The organism is Micromonospora peucetia (assembly GCF_900091625.1).
Classification (GTDB): Bacteria; Actinomycetota; Actinomycetes; order Mycobacteriales; family Micromonosporaceae; genus Micromonospora; species Micromonospora peucetia.
This window is the reverse complement of the sequence record NZ_FMIC01000001.1, coordinates 1-24,728: the sequence shown is the minus strand read 5'-3', so window position 1 is coordinate 24,728 and position 24,728 is coordinate 1. Positions and strand designations below refer to the sequence as shown.

23 protein-coding genes and 1 pseudogene are annotated in these 24,728 nt (G+C 72.0%); 17 read left to right on the top strand and 7 right to left on the bottom strand.

Annotated elements, in window-relative coordinates; all coding sequences use genetic code 11:
* Positions 1-44 precede the first annotated feature (44 nt).
* The 5 genes and pseudogenes from GA0070608_RS00120 to GA0070608_RS00100 form a co-directional block, all read right to left on the bottom strand.
* The gene (locus GA0070608_RS00120; protein WP_091619673.1) at positions 45-5,786 is read right to left on the bottom strand and encodes a helicase-related protein; all 5,742 of its coding nucleotides are present in this window, start codon (positions 5,784-5,786) and stop codon (positions 45-47) included.
* 170 nt (positions 5,787-5,956) lie between these two features.
* Positions 5,957-6,475, bottom strand: coding sequence for a TnpV protein (locus GA0070608_RS00115; RefSeq protein WP_483819077.1), 519 nt, complete (start codon positions 6,473-6,475; stop codon positions 5,957-5,959).
* Between the two features lie 622 nt (positions 6,476-7,097).
* Positions 7,098-7,619, bottom strand: a pseudogene (locus GA0070608_RS34235) (hypothetical protein); the annotation flags it as partial.
* Positions 7,619-7,945 (bottom strand): hypothetical protein, encoded by a 327-nt coding sequence (locus GA0070608_RS00105; RefSeq protein ID WP_091619479.1) that lies wholly within the window; start codon positions 7,943-7,945, stop codon positions 7,619-7,621. The pseudogene GA0070608_RS34235 and the gene GA0070608_RS00105, both read right to left, overlap by 1 nt.
* Before the next feature lie 366 nt (positions 7,946-8,311).
* Positions 8,312-8,584, bottom strand: a complete 273-nt coding sequence (locus tag GA0070608_RS00100; RefSeq protein WP_091619474.1) for a recombinase family protein — start codon at positions 8,582-8,584, stop codon at positions 8,312-8,314.
* Positions 8,585-8,742: 158 nt separating this feature from the next.
* On the opposite strand from GA0070608_RS00100, the gene GA0070608_RS00095 reads away from it, so the two are divergent.
* From GA0070608_RS00095 to GA0070608_RS00075, 5 genes are all read left to right on the top strand, one after another.
* Complete coding sequence (locus GA0070608_RS00095) at positions 8,743-9,189, top strand: hypothetical protein (protein WP_091619470.1); 447 nt, start codon at positions 8,743-8,745, stop codon at positions 9,187-9,189.
* Positions 9,190-9,267: 78 nt separating this feature from the next.
* Positions 9,268-10,104 (top strand): hypothetical protein, encoded by an 837-nt coding sequence (locus tag GA0070608_RS33150; protein WP_245715631.1) that lies wholly within the window; start codon positions 9,268-9,270, stop codon positions 10,102-10,104.
* A gap of 74 nt (positions 10,105-10,178) precedes the next feature.
* Entirely contained in the window at positions 10,179-10,676 is a 498-nt protein-coding gene (locus tag GA0070608_RS00085; RefSeq protein ID WP_141719373.1) for a hypothetical protein, read from the top strand.
* Between the two features lie 118 nt (positions 10,677-10,794).
* Positions 10,795-11,148: a hypothetical protein gene (locus tag GA0070608_RS00080; RefSeq protein WP_091619464.1), complete on the top strand. Its 354-nt coding sequence runs from the start codon at positions 10,795-10,797 to the stop codon at positions 11,146-11,148.
* Positions 11,148-11,816, top strand: coding sequence for a nucleotidyl transferase AbiEii/AbiGii toxin family protein (locus GA0070608_RS00075; RefSeq protein WP_091619460.1), 669 nt, complete (start codon positions 11,148-11,150; stop codon positions 11,814-11,816). Before GA0070608_RS00080 ends, GA0070608_RS00075 begins: the two co-directional genes overlap by 1 nt.
* A gap of 66 nt (positions 11,817-11,882) precedes the next feature.
* Here the strand turns inward: GA0070608_RS00075 and GA0070608_RS00070 are convergent, their stop codons facing one another.
* Both GA0070608_RS00070 and GA0070608_RS00065 read right to left on the bottom strand, forming a co-directional pair.
* Positions 11,883-12,677, bottom strand: coding sequence for a protein phosphatase 2C domain-containing protein (locus GA0070608_RS00070; RefSeq protein ID WP_091619456.1), 795 nt, complete (start codon positions 12,675-12,677; stop codon positions 11,883-11,885).
* 8 nt (positions 12,678-12,685) lie between these two features.
* Positions 12,686-13,456: a GntR family transcriptional regulator gene (locus GA0070608_RS00065; protein WP_091619667.1), complete on the bottom strand. Its 771-nt coding sequence runs from the start codon at positions 13,454-13,456 to the stop codon at positions 12,686-12,688.
* Between the two features lie 199 nt (positions 13,457-13,655).
* Between GA0070608_RS00065 and GA0070608_RS00060 the strand changes: the two genes are divergently transcribed.
* From GA0070608_RS00060 to GA0070608_RS00005, 12 genes are all read left to right on the top strand, one after another.
* On the top strand, positions 13,656-14,276 hold the full coding sequence (locus tag GA0070608_RS00060; RefSeq protein ID WP_245715630.1) for a sigma-70 family RNA polymerase sigma factor: 621 nt from the start codon (positions 13,656-13,658) through the stop codon (positions 14,274-14,276).
* Positions 14,273-14,851 (top strand): Lsr2 family DNA-binding protein, encoded by a 579-nt coding sequence (locus GA0070608_RS00055; RefSeq protein ID WP_245715629.1) that lies wholly within the window; start codon positions 14,273-14,275, stop codon positions 14,849-14,851. The genes GA0070608_RS00060 and GA0070608_RS00055 overlap by 4 nt, the downstream gene beginning before the upstream one ends.
* On the top strand, positions 14,848-15,528 hold the full coding sequence (locus tag GA0070608_RS00050; protein WP_091619449.1) for a GGDEF domain-containing protein: 681 nt from the start codon (positions 14,848-14,850) through the stop codon (positions 15,526-15,528). Before GA0070608_RS00055 ends, GA0070608_RS00050 begins: the two co-directional genes overlap by 4 nt.
* The gene (locus GA0070608_RS00045) at positions 15,525-16,019 is read left to right on the top strand and encodes a hypothetical protein (RefSeq protein ID WP_091619446.1); all 495 of its coding nucleotides are present in this window, start codon (positions 15,525-15,527) and stop codon (positions 16,017-16,019) included. Before GA0070608_RS00050 ends, GA0070608_RS00045 begins: the two co-directional genes overlap by 4 nt.
* Positions 16,019-16,510, top strand: coding sequence for a hypothetical protein (locus tag GA0070608_RS00040; protein ID WP_091619442.1), 492 nt, complete (start codon positions 16,019-16,021; stop codon positions 16,508-16,510). Before GA0070608_RS00045 ends, GA0070608_RS00040 begins: the two co-directional genes overlap by 1 nt.
* Complete coding sequence (locus tag GA0070608_RS00035) at positions 16,507-16,878, top strand: RRQRL motif-containing zinc-binding protein (RefSeq protein ID WP_091619438.1); 372 nt, start codon at positions 16,507-16,509, stop codon at positions 16,876-16,878. The genes GA0070608_RS00040 and GA0070608_RS00035 overlap by 4 nt, the downstream gene beginning before the upstream one ends.
* A 23-nt stretch (positions 16,879-16,901) precedes the next feature.
* The gene (locus tag GA0070608_RS00030) at positions 16,902-18,338 is read left to right on the top strand and encodes a hypothetical protein (RefSeq protein ID WP_245715628.1); all 1,437 of its coding nucleotides are present in this window, start codon (positions 16,902-16,904) and stop codon (positions 18,336-18,338) included.
* 415 nt (positions 18,339-18,753) lie between these two features.
* Entirely contained in the window at positions 18,754-18,975 is a 222-nt protein-coding gene (locus tag GA0070608_RS00025) for a hypothetical protein (protein ID WP_091619434.1), read from the top strand.
* Positions 18,976-18,989: 14 nt separating this feature from the next.
* Positions 18,990-19,430 (top strand): hypothetical protein, encoded by a 441-nt coding sequence (locus tag GA0070608_RS00020; protein WP_091619431.1) that lies wholly within the window; start codon positions 18,990-18,992, stop codon positions 19,428-19,430.
* A complete protein-coding gene (locus GA0070608_RS00015) occupies positions 19,427-20,950 on the top strand; it encodes a hypothetical protein (protein WP_091619427.1) in 1,524 nt (507 codons plus the stop codon). Before GA0070608_RS00020 ends, GA0070608_RS00015 begins: the two co-directional genes overlap by 4 nt.
* A gap of 99 nt (positions 20,951-21,049) precedes the next feature.
* Positions 21,050-22,987 (top strand): ATP-binding protein, encoded by a 1,938-nt coding sequence (locus GA0070608_RS00010; RefSeq protein ID WP_091619423.1) that lies wholly within the window; start codon positions 21,050-21,052, stop codon positions 22,985-22,987.
* 107 nt (positions 22,988-23,094) lie between these two features.
* A partial coding sequence (locus GA0070608_RS00005; protein WP_141719372.1) for a DNA translocase FtsK occupies positions 23,095-24,728 on the top strand: 1,634 nt, incomplete at its 3' end.

The window sequence follows — 24,728 nt, the reverse complement described above, 5'->3', positions numbered from 1 at the left end:
ACCACGGCACCCAGGAGCGTGAGGACGTGTCGCGTCGGTGTGGGTCAACGCTCGGGTACGTGGGCGTGGTCGTGGTGGGCAACCCGGTGGGTAGTGACAGGGGCGGGGGAGACGGGCGCCGGCGTCACCGTGCTGGTCGGCGGCACGAACGCCGTGGCGGCGACCGCAGCCGTGTCGGCGGACCGTGTGCCGGGCCCACGCTGGTGATCCGTTCGCCGGGGGGTGAGCTTGTCCCAGACGAGGTGGGTCAGGCCGTCGCGGAACGCCTGATCGCCGTGCAGTTCGGCGAGGCGTGCCACGTCAGCGGGGTTATCGAGCTGGCTGATGGCGGTGGTCATCGCGGCGGCGAACGCTGCAGTGAAGGCGGTCTTGTCGCTGGCGTGCGCGGCGGCCTGGACGTCTCCGGCGCGTAGGGCTTGCCGCGTGCAGGCGTCGAGCAGCGCCCGATCCGCTGGCGTGGTGGCCGCGACGATGGCGGCCGGTGTCAGTGGGCTGGCCGGGCTGGGGCCGGGCCGGTCTGCGCTGGCGTCGACCGGGACCGTGCCGGCTGCTGGTGTCTGCGTGGCCCGGATGGTGTCGTGGACGGCCTGGCGGGCGGCGTTGAACAGGCTCGCTCGCCAATCGGGGTTGTCGCACTTGAGGAAGATCGCCACGGACAGGTTGGGCTCGTTCGGGTCGCCGAGCATGGCGGTGAGCGCCTTGTCGAAGGTGGCGGCGAACGCGGCGACGTCGTCGTGGGCGCGGGCGGCGGCTTGTAGCGTGCCGGCGTTGGCGACGCGGTCGATTCGGGTGGCCAGCCAGGCGCGTTCGTCGGTGGTGAGGCTGTCGCGTACCTGGTCGGGCATCCAGGTGTCGTCGAGGGTGACCGGTACGGCGGGTGCGCTGGCGGTGTTGACCGGCACGGAGTCGAGGTCGGCGATCGCGTCGACGGCGGCGGAGACGGCCCGCATTCGGCGCCGGGTGTCGACGAGTTCGTCGTGGCGGGCGAAGGGCTGGCCGAGTTGGGTGCGGGCCCGTTCGATCTCTTCCCGTTGGCTGGCGATGTTGGCGACGAGCTGGCCGCGTCGGGACTCCAGGGCGGCGAGGTGGTGTTCGAGGCGGCGGATGAGGCCGGTGGCGTCGCCGGTGGTGGCGTCGGTCAGCGACATTTTGGTGCTCATGCCGGAGTCGCCGTTGACGGTGAGGGAGACCAGAACCCCGTCGCGGCCGTTCCAGATGGTGGCGGTGACGTCGAAGCCGCCCAGCTTGGCCAGCGGCACCTGGTCGCGTTGCTCGGTGGAGCCGAGGCCGGCGGATGCGGCGGTGATGGCGTGTTGCAGTGCGCGGCCGGCGTCGGGACGCTTGTCGAGGTGGTGGCCGGCGACGGTCATGCGGAACTTCTCACCGCGGATGTCCTGTCGCTGGGCGATCGTCTGGTCCAGGGCCTCGATGCGCCGCTCGTCGACGGCGATCCACTGGTGCAGCTCCCGGATCTGCTTCTCCAGGGCGGCGTGGGTGTTGTGGTGGGATCGGTTGGCCCGTTCCAGCCGGGCCAGCTCCATCCCCAGCTCTTCCTTCTCGATGAGCAGCGGGTTGCCGGTGGCGATCGCCTTGATCTGGTGGGCCTGAAGGGTCTCGTCGGAGACGTCCTCAATCTCCCTGGCCACGGTGCCGCGCATCATCTGGTCGATGAAGCCGCCCTTGCGGGCGACGGTCTGCCAGGAGAAGGCGTCGAAGGAGCCGGTGACGACGTACCGGTAGATGCTGACCTCGGCGTTCTGGTTGCCCTGGCGCATGATCCGGCCGTCTCGCTGGGTGATGTCGGCCGGCCGCCACGGGCAGTCGAGGTGGTGCAGGGCGACGGCCCGGTTCTGGATGTTGGTGCCGGTGCCCATCCGGCCGGTCGATCCGATGATCACTGACACCTCGCCGTTGCGGCAGGCGGCGAACAGGTTGGCCTTCTCTTTGTCGCTGTTGGCCTCGTGGATGAACCTGACGGCCTCGCGGGGCATCCCCAGCTCGACGAGCCGGCCACGCAGTGCCTCGTACGCCGTCCACCGTTGCGGGTCCTTCGGTTTCGGGGTGCCCAGGTCGCAGAACACGATCTGCAGCGCGCCCGGCGTCGGATGCTCGACCGGGTTCTCGGCGTCCGGGTCGACCAGGTAGCGGGTCTCGCGGTGCGCCTGCCAGATCTCGGCGATGTTGCGGGCCGCCACGTCGATCTTCCCCGGCGTGTTCTGGGCCGCGCCGAGCAGCCGCAGGTCCAGCGACGCGGCCCGCGCCTCGCCGGAGATCTTCAGGATGTTGTCGATGTCCCGGTCGCGGGGGTTGTTGCGGCACCACTCGACCCGGTCGTCGAGGGAGGCGATGAAGTCGACCAGCTCGGGCGCCGGGTCGATGCTGATGACGTGCGGGGCCCGGTGCCCGTCGGCGTTGACGGTCAGCAGCGGGGTGGGCAGTTGCAGGTCTTCGGGGGTGCGGATGTCGCCGAAGGTGCGCAGCATCAGCGACAGCTCGGCGGCGTTGGTGTACTTCGCCAGCCGAGACTTGGTCTGGAAGCCGCTGCCGGTGGGTGAGATCTCCACCGACGTGACGACCTTGCCGAACACCGACGCCCAGGTGTCGAAGTCCATGGTGCCGGTGGCTTCGAGCAGGTCCGGGCGCAGATGCCGGGTGACGACGTACAGCTCACGCACCGAGTTGGCGATCGGGGTGGCGGTGGCCCCGCACACGACCCGCTGGCCGTAGCGGCGACGCAGGAAGTCGAGCTTGGCCCGGAAGTCGATCGCCCGGTCGGAGCCGTCGTTGCTGGCGTCGACGATGCTGGAGGTGATCGTGTCGTTCTTCAGGTCGTGCCACTCGTCGCGGAAGACGAAGTCGACGCCGGTCTGGTCGAACGTCACGCCGGGGTCGGTCGGCTTGTCGAACTTCTCCTTGATCTTCTCCTCTTTGCGGATCAGGGAGCCTTGCAGTCGCTTGACGGCGGCGTTGCGGTCGGGGTCTTCGCCGTTGGCGACGGCCTGCGCGTGCGCTCGTTCGATCTTGTTGCGGAGGTCCTTCAGCTCACCGTCGAGGAAGCGGCGCTGCTCGGCGTCGGACAGCCGCAGCGTCTCGAAGAAGCTGGCGGCCATGATGACGGTGTCCCAGTTGCCGGTGGCGCAGCGGGCCACGAAGCGTTGCCGGCGGGCGGCGCTGGTGTCGTCCTGCCCGGCGGCTAGGACCCGGGCCTGCGGGTAGATCTGGAGGAACTCCCGGGAGAACTGTTCGAGCAGGTGCGTCGGCACGACGATGGCGGGCTTGTTGACCAGCCCGAGGCGTTTGAGTTCCATCGCGCCGATCGCCATCACGGCGGTCTTGCCGGCGCCGACGCAGTGGAACAGGCCGACCCCGGGTTCGTTGACGATCCGGGTGACCGCCTCGATCTGGTGCGGGCGGGGCTTGAACTCCACCGAGATGCCGGGCAGGCTGCGCCGCGCCCCGACGTAGGAGCGGGGCACGTGGGCGTTGAACATCCGGTTGTAGGTGGCCGCGATGCGGGCGGCCCGCTCCGGTTCCTCCCACACCCAGGCTTCGAACCGTTCCTCCAGCTCGACAGCCTTGGCCTGCGCGGCGGCGCTCGCCTCCACATCGAGCGCCCGCTTGCCCTTCTCGACCTCGTAGAAGACCCGGATCGGGGTCTTGGTCAACAAGCGCTGCGCCAACTCGGGCGCGGACATGCCGGGGGTGCCCCAGGTCGAGCAGGCGAGCACACCGGTCCGGCTGCCCTTGACCTGCCAGTCTGATCCGCCGGGGTGCGTCACCCTCAGCCGCGGATCGCGCAGGATCTCCTGGAGGAACGCCTGCACCTCGGTGTAGTCGATGAACGGGGCGCCGAAGGACACCATGATCTCGCCGGGGCCGACGTCGCGGGGCAGGACCCGTTGCAGGGCACGGACGTTGACCTCGAACCTCGGGTCGTCCTCGACGGCGACGAGCGCCTGGTCGAGCTTGGCGCGCACGTTGTCGGACAGGTACGCGGCGGCTTCGACCAGGCCGCCGGTGCCGGGATCGTCGTAGACCAGCTCACCGAGGGCTTCGCGGGCCTCGGGCTCGTCGACGCCGAGAAGCCGGGCGATCTCCGGCAGGATCACCGCGCCGTGGTCGTCGAGGCAGATGGCCAGCGCGTCTTCGGGGCTGTCGGCGCCCAGGCGGGGCGCCCGGGGCAGGATGACCCGCTTGCTGAAGATGTCCGCCTTGGTGGCGGTGCGGGTGTCGTCGTTGAAGTTCTCCAACGCCAACACCGTGGCGGCGTACGGGTCGATGCCGCGGAATCCGCCGAGCTGGGGGTAGTTGCGGTACAGCTTCGGCTGGCCGGTCTCCTCATCGAGGATCGTCTCCAGCTCACCGGTGGCCTTGTTGCGCTGCCGGCGGGTGTAGGTGTCGTAGCGGTTCAGGAAGCCGTACTGCTCGACGTAGGCGTCGTAGAGGGTGTTGAGGCGGATCCGCAGGAACGCCGCTGAGCCGGCCGGTGGGCCGTCGGGGTGTTCGTCGCCGTCGTCGAGTGACGACGATTCCGCTTGCAGCAGCTCGGTCACGGTGTCGCGCAGCAGCAGCAGTGCGCGCAGCTCGTCGGCCTGGGTGGCGGGCACCTTGTGCTCGACGACCTGGCCGTTCTGCACGGTGGTGAAGGTGCCGTCGTCGAGGGCCTCGATGTGGCCCTCTTCGCGGCCGACGGCGGCCAGAACCGCGGCCGGCTCTGCCGGGCCGGCTTCGACGCGCGGGGTGAGGGTCAACCCGGCGAGGCGGGCCTCGTCGACCACGTCGGCCAGGACCCGGGCCAGGTCTGCGGCGGTGTCGCCGCTGCCGGTGACGACCAGGTCGTGCGCGGTGTAGGCGCCCCGGCCGACGGAGAGCTCACCGAGGATCCGGTCGGGCCGGGCGGCGAAGAACTCGTTGACGTGGATGGTGTCGCCGCCGGGAACATCAATCTCTCGGGTCTGCTCCCAGGCCGTGCCCGCCTGCTCCTGGCCGGGCGCACGGCGCCGAAGGATGAGCAGGTCGGTGACGACCTTGGTGCCGGCGGCGTGCTCGTGGGCGTCGGTCGGCAGCCGCACGGCGGCCACCAGGTCCGCCAGGGCCGCCATTTCTCGCCGGGCGGCCGGGTTCGCGGCGTCCATGGTGTAGCGGGAGGTCAGCGCCACCACCAGGCCGCCGGGCCGGGTCAGGTGCAAGCTCTTGATCAGGAAGTGGTTGTGGATCGAGTGCTTGCCCGGGTTGTGTCGCCGGTCGGCCAACGCGAAGTTGCCGAACGGCACGTTGCCGATCGTCAGGTCGAATGTGCCGGCCGGCGCGCGGGTGGCCGCGAACGACTCGGTGCGGATGGTGGCGTGCGGGTAGAGCGCGGCGGCGATCCCGGCCGTGACCGGCTCCACCTCCACCCCCGTCAGTCGGGCGCCGTCGGGTGCCAGGCCGAGGAAGGTGCCCGATCCGCAGCCGGGTTCCAGCACGTCCCCGCCCTCGAACCCGAGGCTGGTGACCGCGTCCCAGATGGCGCGGACATACGCCGCGTCGGTGTAGTGCGCGTTGAGGGTGTTGCGTTCGGCTGCGGCGTACTCCCGTTCGTCGAGCAACTGCCGCAGTTGCTCGCGGGCCGCCGCGAACCGCGCGTGGTCGCGGTGGTCGGTGCGGGCCTCGAACACCCCGGGCACTGCACCCCACCCCGACCATCGGGCCAACACCGCCTGTTCCTCGGCGGTGGCTGTCCGGCCCTCGGCCTGGAGCAGGCGCAGGGTGCGCAGCGCCGCAAGGTTCGCGTTGAGCCGGGCCACCTCGCCGCGAGGGGCCAGGTCCTCCTGGCCCCTCGGGATGAACGACGCCGGGCGGTCCCGGTCGGGCGCCGTGGCTGGCGGTTGCGCCTGCGGCGGCGGGCCCGGCTCGGCCAGCTCAACCGGCGCGGCCGGTTCGGCGGCCGGTGGTTCGGCGGCCGGTGGTTCGGGGTCTAGCTGCGCGCGGGGGGTTCGCTGTCGTCGTTCATCGCGGCTTCCTGCTCCGCGATCTCCTGCCAGCGCGGATCGGTCGGGTCCTCCACTATCGGGATCCAGTCGTCCTGATTCGTCCGCGGCGGCGGGCTCTGCGTCTCCGGCGGGCTGGTCTCGTTGCTCTCCGGGTCGATCAGGATCAGCTCCGGCAGCACCTGTTCCTCGGCCGCCATCCGGGCCTCGTTGAGCCGGCCCAGTTTGTCCAGGTAGCCCTCGCCCGTCGGGTCCGGGCCGGCCAGTTGCCTTGTCAGGTCCTCGATCTGGGCGAGCGCCTGGTCCCCCAAAGTCGAGAAGAAGCTGTTCAGGTCCGTCCCGTCGGCTATCAGCGCCGCGTACCGGTTCGGAAGGTACGTCTGCCAGTGCCTCTGGGCTTGCGCCCCGTACCGGTTCATCCTCTGTTGTCTCCGTCTCTGGCGCTGCTGCGGTCGGCTGGTCGGGGTCAGGGCCGACCGGCGGGCCCGTGGTGGTCGCCGCACCATCGAGGACGGCCGGCACCGGCGCTGGCACCGCCGTCTGCGGAGTCACGGTTGGCCTGGGTGCGGCCGGCGTCGGGTCGACCGGGACACCGAGGCGGCCGGCGGCGTAGGCGGCCAACGGCTCGGCGATCTCGTCCGGTTGCCCGTGCAGCATCGCGCGGATCGACTGGGCGGCAACCTCCCGGCCCGCTGCCGTGGTGAAGGTCCGCACGGCCCAGTCGACCCGGGCGGTGACCACCACCTCCACCAGCGGCCACGTGTCCTTGCCATCTACAGCGGCGGCCAGCACCGGTCCAGGACGTTGCGGGTGCCGGGTCACCGCCGGGTCGAGCACGTGGAAAGCCCGCGCCGCGGACCTGCGCCCGTCGACGCTGCCGTCCTCGTCGACAACCACGACGACGCCGGCCGCCGGATCCGCCTGCGCGGTGAGCGCCGCGACCTGCGGCCCGGTCAAGGCCGGCCCGCACGCGGCCACCGTCAGCGGCGCCCCGTCGCCGCGCTCGGCCAGGACGATGGCCTCCAACGCGGTGCGCGCCACCACCGAGCGGCCGACCCGTTCAGGCTGCTCAGCGAGCCCGAACACCACCTCAGCCGGACGGAACACCGCCGTGGCTGGGCTGTGCAGCACCGGCGCCACGTCCGGCACGCCGGGCGGGGCGTAGCCGGCGAAGCCGACCACCGGCCGCTGCGGATCGCGGTGCTCGCGGATGCCGATCATCACCCGGTTGCGGAACCGGTCGACCAGTTGCCCGCTGCGGCCGGTCGCGGCCAGGCCGGACGCCCGGATCTCCACATCGGTGAAGCCCTGCCGCCGCAGTTCGTTGACCAGCGCAGCGGGCCGGTCCGGCGCGTATCCGACGGCCCACCGCCCGTCGACCGGAACACCCTGGGCGGCCAGCCACCGCGCTGGCGACGCACCGTCGGGCTGGTCGAGCTGGGCGCGGTAGAACTCGGCCGCCACGTGCTGCACGGCCAGCAGACGTTGCCGCCGCGCGTCCGGGACCGCCGACAGGCGAGGCGGGCCGGCGACCTGAGCGGCCAGCGACCCGGCACGTCCGCGCAGCGCGGCGGTCCGGTCGACCGAGGCCGCAACACGCTCGGCGACCTCACGCGCCGGCCCGGCCGCCGGCTGGTCCGGCGCCGCCATCACGGCCGCCCGTCGTCGGGCTCGGTGGGCAGCAGCCCATGCGCCCGCAACGACTCGAACAGGCGTTGATGGTGCTCCAGGGTGGCCGTCAGGTCATCGATCTGCGATTGCAGCCCGGCGGCGACCGTGTCGGGTAGGCCCTCTGCGTCCGGTGCGGCCATCGGTACAGCGGCGTCGTCAGCCATCGCTCCCCCATGTGATCGCTTGATCATCACCGTAACCAACCTGTCGAGCGGGATCGAGGCGCGACAGGTCGCAGCCCGCCCGAACGTCGTCGTCATGCCGGCCCAGGCCGCGTCACCGCCGGCACCGCAGCGGGCGTCCATGCCACGGAATCACGGGCAGAAGGCCGGTCAGGCAGCCCAGGCCCGCAGGCCCGCGCCAGCGCCGACGTGGTGACGCTCTCCAAGAAGGACGCCTCCGGCGGGGCCTCTCTCGGAGATGCCCGGGGGCGACCGTCGGCGCCAGGTGGGTGAGTGGTCACCCAGGGGGTGGGATCCCCTCGCGCCGGCCGCCCAGAGGGCTACCAGACCGGCTCCGGGACGACCAGGCCAAGCCGCTTCGCGGTCGGCTACGCCGAGCCTGGCCGTCCCGGAGCCGGCCCGGTCGATCGGAGATCGGCCGACACGAGGAGATCCCACCCCACCCCCGGCACCGCGCGGGGCAAGCCCGCAACCCCGCCCACCACGGGCCTACGCCGACTCTTGCGCCGCGTCATACCGGGTCAGCACGTAGCTGACGCTGCTCTTGGCCCACTTGCCCTTGCCCGACGGGGTCGGCACCTGCTCGGCGTTCAGCCTCTCGGCGATGGCCGCCAGCGACAGCCCTTCACCGCGTAGTTCCGCCACCCGGGTGGCCGAGGGCGGCACCGGTGCCGGCGGCCGGCCCAGCCGCACACCCCGGTCCCGGGCCGCCGCCATCCCCGCCGACACCTCGGGCCGACGCATCTCAGATTCGCTGCTCATGCCCCACAGCGTACGGCAAAAAGGTACAGAAAAAGACCCCTGATGGGATCTTTACCTGTACCTTTTCCTGTACGATAGAGAGGCAAGGAACGGTCCGGCCAGGTGAGCCACCACCCGGCCGGACCAGGAAGAACAACCCCTCTGCGAAAGGCAGTTCCATGACCCAGCGTACGACGATCCCGGCCCGGGAGATCGACCACAACGACCAGTGCGTCGGCTGCGGTGCCAACGCCTACGGCGTCAGCGCCGGAGACCCGTGCCACCCGCTGTGCCCGTTCGAGACCGGCACGTTCAGCCCGGCGGTCATCCTGCGGGTCGCCAACCTGCGGGTGCGCAACCACCCGGCCGGGGTCGGCTACGACATCGCCGGCGCGATCTTCGCCGCCGCCGTCGACCTGGCCGGCAACGACCAGGCGCAGGCCCTCGCCGACGAGGCCCGGCAGGCGCTGGCCGACTACCTGGTCGGCCAGTGGCCGCCGAAGGCCGAGGCGATCCGCAACCAGGTGGTCTACCGCCACGGCCTCTTCGCCCAGCTCACCGAGATCGCGGTCTCGCTGTACGGCGCGGCCGACCAGCACGACGGCAACGACCCCGACGACTGCTGACACCCAGCCGGGCCGGCCCTCGGTGGGCCGGCCCGGCTCCCCCCAACCCCACGTCAGCGCATCGAAGGGATCGAGAGCATGACCAGCACCAACACCCGGCCCGCCCAGCTCGCGCCGGTCCGCATCGGCCGAGGCCGCGTCGTCCACCTCGGCAACCTGAGCAGCATCAAGGGCCCGGCCGGCGAGCCCCGCTACGTCGCCGGCTCGTGCGGGGCCAGCACCCGAGGCGACACCATCACGGTCGGTGCCGCTGTCACCGCGCCAATCGACTGCCGCACCTGCACGCGCTCCAACCCGGTCCGCGTGGCCTGGATCAACGCCACGGTGATCGCGGCGACCAGCGAGCCGGTGACCCTGCCGCACACCGGACTGACCGTGCCGCACACCCAGCTCCGCGTCGACGGCCCCACCCAGCCCGGCCCCGGCCGTGCGGAGCAGCACCGGCTGTACCTCGGTGCCCGCTTCGTCGGCTGGATCACCACCCACCCGCGCCACCCGCACCGCAGCGCCACCTACCAGACGAACTCCCTCGGCGGGAGGGAGCTCGACGAGTACGCCCAGCAGTGCCGGCTGTTCACCGGCGAGCCCGCCACCGTCGCCGACGTGCTGGCCGAGCTGGTCCGCGAGCACATCACCGCGGCAGCCGTCGCCGAGCGGCTGGCCGCCACCCGCACCCCGGTCCGGCTCATGCAGCACATCCGCGACGGCGACGGCCAGCCCACCGGGGCCCCGTACCCGACCATCTACGCCAGCGCCAACGCACCGCTGACCACCGACCCCACCTGGCACCGCGCGGTAGCCCGCGCCCTGCACCGCGACTCCCCCGCCGGCCCCGGCCAGCACTGGCAGATCTGGACCCCCACCGGCTGGACCCGCCTGCTCGACGTCGTCGACGTCGACCAGGACCTCGGCTGACCGAACCCATGCCCGGGCCGCCACCGGCCCGGGCACGGGGACGCCGCCCGACCAGCAACGACGGGGAGACCACCATGACCAACAGCCACCGGACCGACGCCCGCACCATCCTCGCCACCGCCACCCCGACCACCCACCGCCCACTGCTGGCCTGGGCCGTCGGAGCCATCACCCGCAGTCACGCCATCCACCCGCTGACCTACTGGCGCACCCGAGACGCCCGACGACTCGCCCCGGAGTACGAGGGGCAGACACTGCCCGCCGGCCGGATGCTCCGGCTCGACCGGACACGCATCGAGATCAGCGACGGCAACCTCCACCAGCCACTGCGACTGACCTGGACCGACCTCGGCAACGTGCTCGACAACGGCCGAGTCACCGATGACCTAATCCGCCGCTGCCAGCAGGCCGTCATCGCCTGGCGCGACTACCCAGGCGGATTCCGGGGCGCTGGCTGGAACGACGTCCTCGACGCCTGCGGCCGCGCCGGAGACGCCGTATGGGCAGCGTGCCGACCTAACGACCCCGGCGAGCAGCTCGACCTGTTCGCCCTCGCCGGCATCGAGAGCTGAGGCTTTGTCTATTCCCGGGCGCGGCCTGACCTGGACCTGGTCGGCCCGCGCCCGGCTGCAACCATCGGCATTCAGCCGGCTGAATCCACCCAGGCCTTGCACGGTTTACGCTGTAGGCATGGACCCGATCCGCTCCGCGCGCAGCTCACGGGCGTTGTACGCCCGCCCTGGGCGCCTGCCGGTCGTGGCCTCCGACCTCGGCGAGCTGCGCGGACCGACCAGCGGAACCATCGAACTGCCCCATCGGCTGTTTTGGCAGGCCGACCGCCGTGTCGACCTTGACGCTCCCGGCCTCCTCACCTGGATGTACGAGACGGTCCTCACCGAAGCCGTTCAGGTCGACGAGCTTCGCGCCTGGCTACATGGTCCGACCCTGACCCGGCTGTGGCCCCAGCTCTACCTGCCCCGTGGCGTCCGGCACGCCTGGGAACAGCGGCATCCCGTACTACGCGCCCGAGGTATCGCTGCCTGATGCCGCCGACGCCGGACCCGTTCCAGCAGGACGTAGCGCGCATCGCGCTCACCGCAGCCAGCCGGCACGGCTTCGCCCTCGCTGGAGGTCAAGCCCTCATCGCCCACGGCATCGGAGCCCGCCCCACCGAAGACGTCGACCTGTTCACCGACGTCGACGGTGGCGTCACCGCCGCCAGCGAGCTCGTCCGTGACGCCCTGACCGATGCCGGCCTCCAGGTCGACGCCATCCCCGAGACGACCGAGCTGGACGACGTCTTTTACGGCTTCGAACACGACATGATCGAGTTCGAAGTGCACCGCGACGAGCGGGCCGTCCGGTTGCAGCTCGTCCGCTTTGCCCGCAGCAACAACCCGGTCACCCTCGACATCGGGCCGGTGCTACACCTCGACGACGTGATCGGCACCAAGGTCGCCGCCATGGTCACCCGGGCCCAACCCCGCGATTACATCGACGTCGCTGCCGCGCTGACCCGCTACACCCGCAACGACCTCATCGCGCTTGCTCGTCGCGCGGATCCTGCTCTCGACGACGACGAGATTCACGACGCCATGCGGCGCCTGGACCGCCTGCCCGATGCTGTCTTCGCCCTCTACCGCCTCACCCAGGCTCAGGTCGAAGCCGTGCGCAGCGCCTTCGCCGACTGGCCCCGCTCACCCTTTCCGTGAGGTAGCCGTCGGGCCCGCTGGACGCTGCAACAGAGCCCAGAATCGGTGCGCTCCTTGAGGGCATCATCAGGCGTCAGTTACCTGTATGACGACCACGGTCGCATCGTCATGACGCTTGCCTCGCCAACGCTGTGGATCCGGATCGTTGTGCTCGGACTCTCGCACCGCACGGATGAGCGACTCGGGACCAGCGGACTGATGTAGCGCCATGACGTCCTGCCAACCCCATCCGTAGCGCTCCGTTAGCCGGGAGATGCCGTCAGAACACAGTAGGACTTGGGTTGCCGCAGGTCGGGGCAGCGTGCCGACCAGTGCGTGCTCAGCGGCAGCAGGCACTGCACCCAGAACCCAGAAGCCGCCTGGCCGGTTGCGCACGGTGGCGACATAGGCCGGTGAGTAGGTACGCACTCGGCCCTCGACGATCGGCGCATCAGGTAGGTGATCAACGCGATCGTCGATGACGGTCGTGTATCCGTCCTGCCCTCGGTCGATGACTACTGCGCAGTCTCCGACCACCAGCCAGTCGATTCGATCCTTGCGAACCCGGACGATGGCCCCTGTTGCTCCTGGTGAAAGGGGGTCGCTGAGGTCGCAGGTCGCATCATGATCGGCCATGGTGGCCTCTACGGCAGACCGGGCGATCGTGGTGAGTGGCTGCTCAGGCTGCTGGCTTAAGCAACTGCTGAGGTGGATGCCGAGTCGGGCAACGACCCATGTGATCGGGTGGATGCAGCCGCCTGTCTCACCGGGGTATCGGCCGGCACCGTCCAAGACCAAGGCCCACCCGTCGCCGACGGCAAGGTGGTCTTCGTTGGCGCTGTTCGGTGCCGCTGTAGTGGCGGCCGTGTAGGTGATGTGCACGAGTCGCCTTAGTCAGGGATCTTGAACCGGTACTGCATCTCGACCATATCGCCGGCGATGACGGCGAGCATGACTTCGACGGGGCGGCCGGTGACGTCGTACGTGGTGCGGGTCAGGTCCACGACCGGAGTTCCCGCTGGCAGACGCAGCGCAACACTTTCTGGGCCGGTGGGCATGCGGATCGCCCACTCCTCTGCGATCTCGTCCAGCTCGTAGCCCGCGTCCTCCAGCCGCGCGAAGCTGCCGCCGGGGCCGGTGTCTTCGTCCTGGATCTGCGTGCCCTTAACCACGCCGAGCTCGAAGTACGAGTCGGCGAGCTGATTGGGCCTGTCGTCAACGAGGGTGGTGCGCCGTCTCACCCAGACCGGGGTGCCCGTCGGGATCTTGAAACGTTCGGCGACCACAGCGGGTGCTGGCGTCTCGGCTAGCTCACGCAGCATCTGACCAGCGGTATGTCCTTGAGCCGTTGCCTCGGCAGTCAGGATCGCCTGACCTGACCTCCAGCGACTCTTGGCGTACCTGTCAATGCCGTGCCGACGGGCAGACGGGCGTTCCCGGACGAAGGTGCCCTTGCCCTGAACGGTGATGACCAGCCCTTGTTGCTTCAGCAGGTCGATCGCTTTGCGTGCCACAGCAAGGCTGACGAGGTTGTCTTCCGCCAGCTCATCAAGCGTGGGCAACCGGTCTCCCGGGCTGTGGACGCCCGTTTCGATCTTCAGCCGAATGTCGTCAGCGACGCGGACTTGTAGCGGTCGAGCGTCTGTGGGGCCCGTACTCATGGACACAGACTAGACCGTCTGAAGGTCTGCATACAGAAAAGCTTGACCTGTGACCGTTGGGCGACTTAACGTTGTCCGCACGTTGATAGGTCTGCATACAGACCTCGAACCTTTTTTGGGTCACTGCGGTGACCAAAGAAAAGGCCCCGGCGGGATTGGGCCCCGCCGAGGCTGCGGCATCACACCCAAGGAGGCTCAGATGCCAGCAATGAGGGTACGTGCTGCCCGGAGCAATTCGGAGCAGACCCCAACTCGACCGATCGCCGGTGACGTGTCCGTGCTGGTGGCGCGGGCGCAGGCCGGTGACGCGGAGGCGTTTGGTCTGGTCTACGACCGGTACGTCGACCAGGTGTTTCGGTCGATCTACCGGCGGGTCTCGGACCGACAGGTCGCCGAGGACCTGACCTCGGAGACGTTCCTGCGGGCGCTGCGCAACCTGGCCAGCTTCCGGCGGCCGGGCGGTGACTTCGGCGCCTGGGTGGCCACGATCGCCCGGAACCTGGTGACCAACTACCAGTCGTCGCACCAGCGACGCGAGCGGCCGGTGGCGGAGCTGCGCGACGCGGCTCCGGTCGAGCAGGCCCCGACCCCGGAGGCCGCCGCGATGGCGACCCTGACCCGGGACGCGGTCATGGCGGGGATCGAGCAACTCAACCCGGACCAGCGGCGGTGCATCACGCTGCGGTACCTGCGAGAGATGTCGATCGAGGAGACCGCCCAGGTGCTGGGCAAGACCCCGGCGGCGGTCAAGTCGATGCAGCACAAGGCGCTGCTGGCGCTGCGCGGTCTGCTGTCGACGACGGCGGTGATGCCGGCATGACCACGATGACGCCGCCGCTGAACAGCGCCGACCGGGCCGCCGCTGTGCGTGCTGCTCAGGGACAGACGGCTCCTGTTCAGCGGATGCCGATGGGCATCCGGGTCACCAAGACCCCTGCCGCGCCGGCTCCGGCCGCTGCGGAGACCACCTCGGCCACGCCGGCGACCCCTCGGGGCGTGGAGGACGTGCTGCGTATCGCCGCTGGCAGCAGCGCCGCGCGGACCCGCCAGCTCGCCGAGCGGATCGGCCGCCTGGTGCAGGAGTTGACCGGGCGGGTCGAGGCGGAGGAGGCGACGCGCCAGGAGCGCGAGGCCGCCGAGCAGCGGCGCCGCGAGCTGGCCGAGGCCGCCGAGAAGCTGGCGAGTCAGCTCGCTGAGGTGCGGCAGGAGCTGCGGGCGACCGGCCGCAGCGATTCCGTGGACTCGCCGCCGCGTAACCGCCGCGAGGGCGCCGCACAGCGGGCGGCGATGCGGCAGTGGGCCGTGGCCAACGGCTACGAGGTCAAGGACCGGGGCCGGATCTCACGCGAGATCTGCGAGGCGTACGCGGCGGCCACCCAGGAGGTGACCCGGTGAAGGCGCACAAGATGCTGCTCCCGGCTGCTGCGGTGCTGTCGGTGGCTGGGCACGTGTGGGCGGTGCGGACGGTGCGGGCGGACCGGGCCCGGCTGGCTGAGGCCCACCGGGACGCGACGACCGACCCGCTGACCGGGCTGGCGAACCGGGCCGGGCTGGCGTCGGCGCTGGCCAATCTGGCCGGTGAGCCCTACGACGTGGCGATCGTGGACCTGGACGGGTTCAAGCAGGTCAACGACACGTTCGGGCACGACGCGGGTGACGCGGTGCTGGTCGAGGTCGCGGCCAGGCTGTCGGCCGCGATCGACGAGGTTGACGGTGCGGTGGTCGCGCGGCTCGGCGGTGACGAGATCGTGCTGGTCTGCCCGTCGCCGGCGCCGATCGCGCACCTGCTCGGCACCGAGGTGATGCGGGCCCTGGCCGCGCCGGTGGTGCTGCCGGGCGGGCGGGAGCTGGTGGTGCGGGCCAGTGTCGGCGCGGTGTCGGCGATGGTCGGTGACGAGCCGTCGCGGGTGCTGCGCGCGGCGGACCTCGCGCTGTACGAGGCCAAGGCCAACGGTGGCGACCAGGTCGCAGAGTACGGCCGGGTGCTGGACCTGCCGGTAGTGGAGACGCGGCCGGTGGTGCGGCTGCGGGAGATGACCGAGACCGCCCGCGTGCTGGGGGGTGCGGCATGACGGCCCCGACCACCAAGGCGTTGGATCTGGCCGCTGCGCTGGCCAGCTACCGGACCAGCCTGCGTAAGGCGTCGGACGTCGAGCTGGAGCACCGGGCGGCGTCGGTCGCGGCGCTGCCGGGCTGGTTCGCCGGCGAGCTGCGCCAGGCGATCAGCGACGAGCGTGAGTCTCGCCGGTTCGCGGACCGGCCGACGTCGGCGCGGACGCCGAAGGTCGCTGCCGGTGCGGCGGTCGCGGGGGCCCCGATCGCGATGCTCGCGGGCCGGCTGCTGGCCGAGCACGCCGAGCAGGTGCCGCAGGTCCTGCTCTACTCCCCGGCTGTCGCGGTCGGCCTGGTCGGCGCGGTGGTTGGTGGCGGCCGGCTGGGGCGGTGGCTCGACGAGCGCCGTCACGGCCTGGCCGTGGACGTCGACGAGGCCGACCTCAACCCCCTCGGTCGGGAGCTGCTCGCGCAGGCCCGGGCCCGCCGCGCGGCCGGTGGTGAGAGCTGATGCCAACCCTTCGGATTCCGACGCTGGCGGGTGTCAGCATCCGCGCGACTGGCCGGTCGAACATCAGCAGCGACCGGCGCGGCACGGTGGTGTCGTACACCGGCCGCCTGATCCTCAACGGCCGTGAGGTGCTCTCGCCGGAGCAGGTACGCGCCGATTGGGCCGCGCGGGGCGAGACGGCCCTGCGGGAGGCGGACCGCACCGAGCACAGCGACCCTGCCGGGCATGCCTGGGCCAAGGGCGTGTGTGCGGCCTACGCGACGGCGGTGCAGATCCTCGACGCCTGGCACGGCCAGTTCGCGGCGGAAGGGCTGCCGCTGACCGACATCGTCGCGGGCATCAAGGTGGCCCGCGCGGCGATGTTCGACCAGACGCCGCCCGACGTTGACGACCTCGGCCGGCTGACCATCTCGGCGGCCACGTCGACGCTGCTCATGCTGGCCGGGAACCTGGCCGTGACGGCCTCCTACGAGTGGGAGGTGTCGCGGTGAGCCGGATCCGTGCCGCGTTCTACGACCCGGAGGGCACCCGTTACGGCATACCCACCTATTGGTGGCGGGGTGCGCCGGCCGGCTACGCCACGCGCCGGCAGTTGCGGGCGCGGGGGCTTCGGCCGGGTGGCCAGGAGGTGGCCGCGCAGGTGCTGTGGCGCGGCGTCGGTGGTGTGCGGGCGGCCTACCTGTACCGGGTGGACCTGGCCCGGCCGAAGCGCACGGCGACGCCGGCGCAGCGGGCCGCGATCGGCTGCGCGCTGCGGGCCCGGCGCACCTGCCCGACCTGCCAGGTCGTGCAGCCCTACTACATCCCGCGCTCTCATGGGGAGTGCCTGGACTGCGCGCCAACGGGAGGTGCTCGGTGAGCACTGAGACGACTCCGAGCGGCGTGGACGTGCCGGTGGACAGCCGGGCGGACAAGGTCGAGGACACCGTCAAGCTGGTCGTGCTTATCGCGATCATGCTGGCCGCGCTCGCGGCGTCCTTCACGCACATGAAGGACTGGACGCTGCACTGGATGCCGGAGCACACCCCGGAGTGGTTTGGGTGGGCCAACGCGGTCATCTCCGAGCTGGTGCCGCTGGTGGCGACGCTGTCGTTGCGCAAGCGGCTGCGGCAGGGCAAGAGCTTGTGGTCCTACGCCCTGGTGATTCTGCTGTTCGGCGCGGTGCTGTCCCTGGCGGCGCAGTTGTCGGCGGTCGGCGCGGACGCGTCGTGGTCGGCGAAGTTCCTCGCCTGCCTGCCGTCGCTGGCGTTCCTGTTCCTGTCGAAGCTGGTGCTCGGAGATCTTGACGGCGGTCGGAAGCACGCGGAAATCGAGGCCGAGCGGCAGCGCCTGGCTGATGCCGAGGCCGCCCGCCGGGCGGAAGAGGTGCGGGCGGCGCGAGCGGAAACGGCCGCCGCGCGCCGGGCGCAGGCGGAAGCCGAGGAGACGGCGCGGGCGGAAACGGCGCGGGCCGAGGCGGAAACCGCTGCTCGGGTCGAGGCGGAAACCCGCGCGGCCGAGGCGGAAACGCGGGCGCGCTCGGAGGCGGAAACGCGGGCGGAAGTCGAGGCCGTCACGGAGGCGGAAATCGCCGAGCACGCCCAGGCCGCCGCTGAGGCTCGTGAGGCCGCCCGGGTCGCCGAGCAGCGGGCTGCCGCCGCGGTCGAGGCGGCGCGGGTGGCCGAGGGTCGGCTGGCCGAGGCCCGCGACGCCGCGGACCGCGCCGCTACCGCTCGGGCCCTGACCGAGCAGGCCACCGCCGAGCAGGTGCGGGTGCTCACCGAGGCTGCTGAGCAGGCCGAACGTGACTACCAGCAGACCCTGGCGGAGGCCCGCTACACCAACCAGGCCGCCCAGGACCGGGTCGCCGAGCTGGACGAGACGGTGCGGGCGCTGCGGGCGCAGCTGGACCAGGCGCAGCGCTTCGCCGAGGCGCAGGCCACCGCGCGGGCCCTCGCCGAGCAGGAGAGCCAGGCGATCAAGGACGCCCGCGACGTGGTGGCCAACGAGCTGGAGCGCACCCGTCGCGCCCTCGCCAGGGCGCAGGAGAAGGCGGAAACCAGCGGGGGGCGGCAGCCGGAAATTGCGCGGCCCGTCGCCCGGAAATCTCTGGCGTCGGTTCCGGCTCAGTTGCCGGCCAACCTGCCCGAGGTGGACAAGGTCCGACCGGAAACGGTGGCGCTGATCCTGGCCGCCCGGGCGGAAAACCGGAACGCCACCCAGACCGCGCTGAAGGAAATCACCGGCATTTCCGAGCGCACGATCAGCCGGGTCCTCAACGCCGTGCCGGCGGAAATCGTCGACCAGGTCCTCGAACTCACCAGCGGTCGCGTCGCGTGAGCCGACCGGCCAGCGCCGCGCGCACAGCCCGGCGGCCGTGAGCCGGTGAGCCCACGGTGCTCGATCCGCCGACGACGTCGGGTCGAGTGCCGTGGCCCCACCCCTCGGCAGGCAGGAACAACCCCATGCGACCCCGTTTCGACCTGCACCAACCGCACCTGATGGAGGTGATCCCGTGAGCGCCCAACCCGCCGAGGAGAACTACCAACCGTCACCGATGCCGCGAATTCCGTTCCGGCGTGAGGCGGACGTCGTTTCCCTCGCTCCGCACCGGTCAGAGGCCCTTCCGACCCCTCCCCTACCGGAATCCAACCAGGACGAACCCGCACACAACGGACCGACCTCTTCCGGCCCCAACTCCGGCATCGGAATTGCTCTGCGTGACGTTCCGGGGGATTGGGAGAGCGTCACGGCGGTGTGGACCGGCTCCCCGGAGCCGCTGTCCGACCTCGTCGCGCTGACCGGTCAGGCCCGCGACGGCCAGGACGCCCAAGCCATCGCGATGGCCTGCTGGGCGGTGCTCGTGCTCATCCCCCGCGGCCTGCTGCACCTGGCCTCGTGGGTTCTGGCCCATCCCCTGCGATCGCTGGCCGCCGCCGCGGTAGCTGCGGTCTTCCTCGCAACCCGAACCCTCTGAGAGGAGCACCCGTCATGACCAGCGCACTGATCGTGCTCGGCGGACTCGTCTACATCGGCCTGTCGATCGCCTTCCACTTCACTCCCCGCCTGCGGGTCGTCGTCGGTCTGGTGGTCGGCGCGCTGCTCGCCGGTGTCGTCGTCACGCAGGTCAACAAGTGGCTCGCCAAGGGCATCACCACTGTCGCCGAGCCGATCGGCGACTGGATCGGTCAGGACACCAAGCAGGTCGCCCTGGCCCTTCCCACCGCGCTGGGACTCGCGCTCGGGATCGTCGTGGTCGTGTTCCTGCGCGGCAAGGGCGGCGGCAAGAGCGTCGGCGGCGGCAAGGGCGCGGCCGGCAAGGGCGGCGGCGGTGGCAAGGCCAAGCTGGCCCACGCCGCACTCGCCTGCGCCCTGCTGCTGCCGATGATCATTGGCGGTCTCGGTTCGACCATCCGGGACGTGGTCCAGTGATCTTCTTCGACATCCTGGTCTATCTGGCGGTGGCGAAGATCGCCGTGCTGCTGCTGGAGGACGCCGCGTACGCGGTGCGCGGCAAGCAGTCCCCGCGCCGGCAGGCCCGCGCCCGCCAGGCCGCCGGACAGAAGGCCACCGGTGACGGCAAGAGCACCGACGGCGCGGGCGGGGGTGCCGGTGGCCGGTCGGGCGGCGCGGTCGCGGCGGCCGACGGCTACCTCGCGGGGCTGATCGAGGACGCCACCGAGCGGGCCCGGGCCCGCCGCCGCCGTGCGGTGGCCCGCAAGCGCGGCGCCCAGGCCGTCGACGGTGTCGTGGTCGACGTCGACGACGACGGCCGCTGGTACGCCGACTGCGACCTGTGCGGCTGGTCCAGCCGCCCGTACCGCATCGAGGCCAACGCCCAGGGCGCCGGCCGCGAGCACACCCGCACCGAGCACCCCGAGCAGTACACCGGGGAGAAGGAGGCTGCCCAGGACAGCGACACCGATTCCACCGAATCGGCCGCCGACGTCGACGCCGGCGAGCAGGAACCGCGACGCCCCGCGCTGCGGGTGATCCCGGGCGGCGCCCAGGAGCCGGCGACGCCGGAGGCCGCCGGGCAGCCCGAGCAGCCGGCCCAGGCGGCGCAGCCGGTGCCCGCCGACCCCGCCCCGCCGATGCCGAAGCCGACGCAGGAGTGGCCGCAGCGGTTTCACCACACCAAGTGCGACCGGTGCGGGAAGACCAGCGTCACCGCCGAGATGCCGCACAGCTGTCCCCGATGCGGTGCGGACGACAGCCGGCTCCGTGCGGTCCCCAATCCGCCGTCCGATGGCCCGGTTTACCAGTGGGTGTGCCCGCGATGCCGCGCCCGCCGGGCGGGCTTCGACTCACTGGCCGCCGCCGAGGCCGCCGCCGCCCAGCACACCTGCCCCCCGGCCGCCGACACCCCGGCGCCGACCACCCCGGTCACCCAGGGCGACCAGGAACGGCTGCGCTCCGAGCTGTACGGCAAGTGCGCCCACCGCGAGGTCCGCGAGGGCTTTCTCGACCAGTGGTGCGACAACCCCGCTGGCGGCCCGCAGGGCCCGTACTGCGACGACCACAAGACCACCGGCACCGACGCCGGGGACGACCAGCACCACCCGACCGCCGACCCGGCGGCCGGTTCAAGCACCACCGAGCAACTGAGGGAGATGACCGTGAACCTGGAAGCCACTGGTCCGGAGGAGATCCGCGCCGCGTTCACCGCTGCGGCCGAGGCCGCCGGGGAGAACGCCGAGACGATCGGCGGGATCGCCGGCGTGCTGACCGAGGCCGCCGACCGCTACGAGTCCCTGGAGATGGCGGCCTCGACCGTCGCGCACCTGCGCGACGCCGCCGAGCAGGTTGCCGCCGCCCACGCGGCACTGAACAGCGCCCAGGAGGAGCTGCAGGCCGCGTTGGGCGACTTCAACGCCAAGGACGGCCAGGTCGCCGAGGCCGTCGCCGACGCCGGCGGCAACGTCGCCAGCAAGGAAGTCCTGGTCGGCTGACCCGACCCACCCCGGGCCCCGGGGCGGTCACCGCCCCGGGGCCCAGCCCCTCCCCCTCTCTCGCACCGCCTGCCAGCCCCGACGCATGAGGAGCCCGCGATGACGACCCGGACCGCTCAGGAGATTCGCTCGGAGCGCCTGGCCAAGCTCGGCCACGCCCTGACCGCCCTGCTCGCCGTCACCGCCTACGCGGTGGCGTGGCTGGTCAAGCGCAGCTGGCGCCGGCTGCTGCCGGCCTACTGGGTCGCCGCCGAGCTGGTCGTCGCCTGGGTGGCCGGCCCCCTTGGGGTGTCGTGGCAGACGGTGGCGATCCTCGCCCTGGCCATCGCCGCCACCGCCGTCGGGTGGCGGGCCCGCTCCCGCACCGTGCGGGCGTGGCGGGCCGCGATCGCCGTGGTCCTCGGCGTGTGCGCCGTCGCCACGGTCGCCGCCGGCGGCCCAGCCGCCATGGCCGCCCACCCGACGCTGACCATGTTCGTGCCGACGCTCGCCGGCGCGGTGCTCGGCTGGCCGTGGTGGTACCACCTGCGCCAGCGCCCGCCACAGCCCGAGCCGACCCCGGCCCCGGCCGTGGCCGACGTGCCGGCCGAGGTGGATCCGCTGACCGCGCACTGGCAGCACCGCTGGGAGCACGAGGTGCTGCCCGCGAAGGTGTGCGAGGGCACCACGCTGGTGCAGGCGGTCGCGCCCCGCCCCGGAGTTGTCGAGGCCCTCGTGCGGTTGGCTCCCGGCACGAAGCCGGGCCCGCTGGTCAAGACCGGCCCGGACGTGGAGGTCGCCCTGGACCTCGACGAGGGCGCCGTCGGGTGGCGCAACACCGGCAAGCGGGCGTGGCTGCGGGTGATCTTCGTCGAGCGGTCCTACATCGCCGGCGGGGTGCCGTGGACCGGCCCCACCTACGCCAACGGCCGCTTCGAAATCGCTCGTTTCAGCGACGGCTCTCCCGGCCACTGGGTGCTGACCCGGCCGCGTTTCGGGGTGCTCGGCGGTCTGATCGTCGGATCGATGGGCACCGGCAAGTCCCGCGCCCTGGGCGCGCTGATCGCCAATCTGCTCGACGCGGGGGTGCAGGTCGCCGTCGGCGACCCGCAGAACGGGCAGAGCCTGCCCGCCTGGAAAGACACGGTGGAGTACCACCCCGGCGTCGAGGCGACCGCCCTGCTGGCCCGCCGGTTCCACGCCGAGGTGATGCGCCGCAGCGAACTGCTGGCTGGCGCCGGCGTCGAGGCATTCGACGAGGACGACCCCCGCGTGAAGGCCCTCGGCCTGCGCATGTTCGTCGTCGTCATCGACGAGTGCCAGCTCGTGCTGATCCCGAACACGCCGATCGTCGGCGTGGTCGAGCAGGCCGCCGAGACGATGCGTAAGACCGGCTGCGGCCTCGTGCTGGCCACCCAGCTCCCGCAGATGAAGTCCCTTGGCGGGTCGGTGCGTCTGCGTGACGCCGTGGTCGCCGGCAACGCCTTCGTGCTGCGGATCTCCAACCGTGGCAGCGGCTCGACGATCCTGCCCGACGACTTCGTCGGTGACCCGTTCGCGTTGCCCGCCGAGATCGACGGCCAGACCACCGCCGGCATGGGCTACCTGCGCAACAGCAACCGCGTCGGCATGATCTGCCGCGTCCCGAACCTCGACGAGGCCGCCGTGGCCGCCACCAGCCCCCGCGTGCCCGTGCAGTGGCAGGTCCCGGCAGTCGACCCGGCCAGCCCGATCGTGCTCGCTGGCCACCGCGCCCCGGCCACCACCGCCAAGACAACCACGGGCGGCGGCAGCGCCGTGGACCGGCTGCGCGCCGCGTTCGGCGGTGGTGGCCGCAAGAGCACCACCGCGGTGGTGGAGCAGGTCACCCCGCCCACCCCCGCCGAGTGGGTGCTGGCGTGCCTGCGCCGTGGACCCGCCTCCGCCCAGGCGCTGCTGGACCGCCCCGACTGCCCCGTCGAGCAGTCCCAGCTCTACGCCCTGCTCGGCCGACTCAAGGACGCCGGCCGCATCACCCCGCCCGCCCAGCGCGGCGGCCCCTTCACCATCTCGGCCTGACCGCCGCCGTGACGGCCGGCCCCTCGGGTCCGGCCATCGCGGTGGCCGCCAAGCCCACCCCCCTGCCCCTGCCGCGCACCCACTCCCGCCCGGACAAGGAGACCCCCATGGCCAGCACCACCCGCCGCCGCAGCGCGAACAAGAAGGCCGAGGTCGACCACGGCGCCGCAATCGCCCGTTGGTGCGGTGTGGCCACCCGCGCCACCTGGCACCGCGCCGCCCGTGGCGCCGGCCGTCTCGCCCGCCGCCTGCCCAGCCCGCACCGCACCCCCGAGGTGGACCTGCCCGGCCACGACCACGCCGGCCTGGCCCTGCTGCTGACCGGCCTGACCGTCGCCGCCGCGCAGTGGACCAACCCCGCCGGACCGCTTGGGCGGATCCTCGACGTGCCGGCCGCCATCACCGACGCCCTGCTCGGCGGACTCGCCCCGCTCGCGCCGCTCCCGCTGATCTGGCTCGCCGTGCAGGTGATGCGCCACCCCGCCGGCACCCACACCGTCCGCACCCTCGCCCAGGCCGCCGGCACCCTCGGGATCGCCGCCGGCCTCGGCGGACTACTCGACCTTGCCGCGCCCGGCGCGGGCGGGCTGATCGGCCGCCTGACCGGTGCTCTCGACCTCGTGCTCAGCGCATGGGGTGCCGCGCCGATCCTGATCGGACTCGTCGCCGCCGGCCTGACCGCCCTCACCGGCATCACCCCGGTCGCCGTGGCGACCAGCATCGCCGCTCTGCGCCGCCGCACCCCCGCGTCGCCGGCGACGGACCTTATCGACCTCATCGACGCCGACGACGAGGACGACGTCGACCAGGACGACACCACCGCCATGCCGACGGCCACCACCGCTACGCCGACGGCTGCCACGCCCGCCGCTCCGGGTGATTCCGAGGAATCCGCGTCTCGCCCGCCGCGACCGCGCCGGGCGGCCGACCCGGCCACCACGACCGTCGCGGCGGTATCGCCGGCGACGACGGCCGGCGGCTACCAGTTGCCGCCGGTGAGCCTGCTCGCCGCCGGCGAGTCCACCCGCCGCCGCGTCGGACCCGGCGACGCCGGCTGGATGGCGCTGCAGGGCGTTCTCGACGAGTTCAAGGTCGCCGCAAAGGTGTCCGGTGCGCGCCGCGGACCGACCGTCACCCGCTACGAGATCACCCTCGGCCCCGGCGTGAAGGTCCAAAAGGTTACCGGCCTGGCCAAGAACTTCGGCCTGAGCGTCGGCACCGAGAACGTGCGGATGCTCGACACGATCCCGGGCAAGAGCGCCGTCGGGGTGGAGCTGCCCAACCCGGACCGGGAGATCGTGACCCTCGGCGACGTCATCCGCTCCGCCGCCCGCGACCAGCACCGGCTCCTTGTCGGTCTGGGCCAGGACATCGACGGCAGCGCGGTCACCGCCAACCTCGCGGCCATGCCCCACATCCTCATCGGCGGCGCCACCGGCGCCGGCAAGTCCGGCTGCCTCAACACCCTGCTCGTCTCCCTGCTCACGCGGGCCACCCCCGAGGAGGTGCGGCTGCTGCTGATCGACCCCAAGCGCGTCGAGCTGACCGCCTACGAGGGACTTCCGCACCTGGTCACCCCGATCATCACCAACGCCCGTAAGGCCGCCGACGCCCTGGAGTGGGTCGTGCGGGAGATGGACATGCGCTACGACGACATGGCCGCCCACGGCTGCCGGCACGTCGACGAGTACAACCGCAAGGTCCGCGCCGGGCAGATCACCGCCCCCGCCGGCAGCGACCG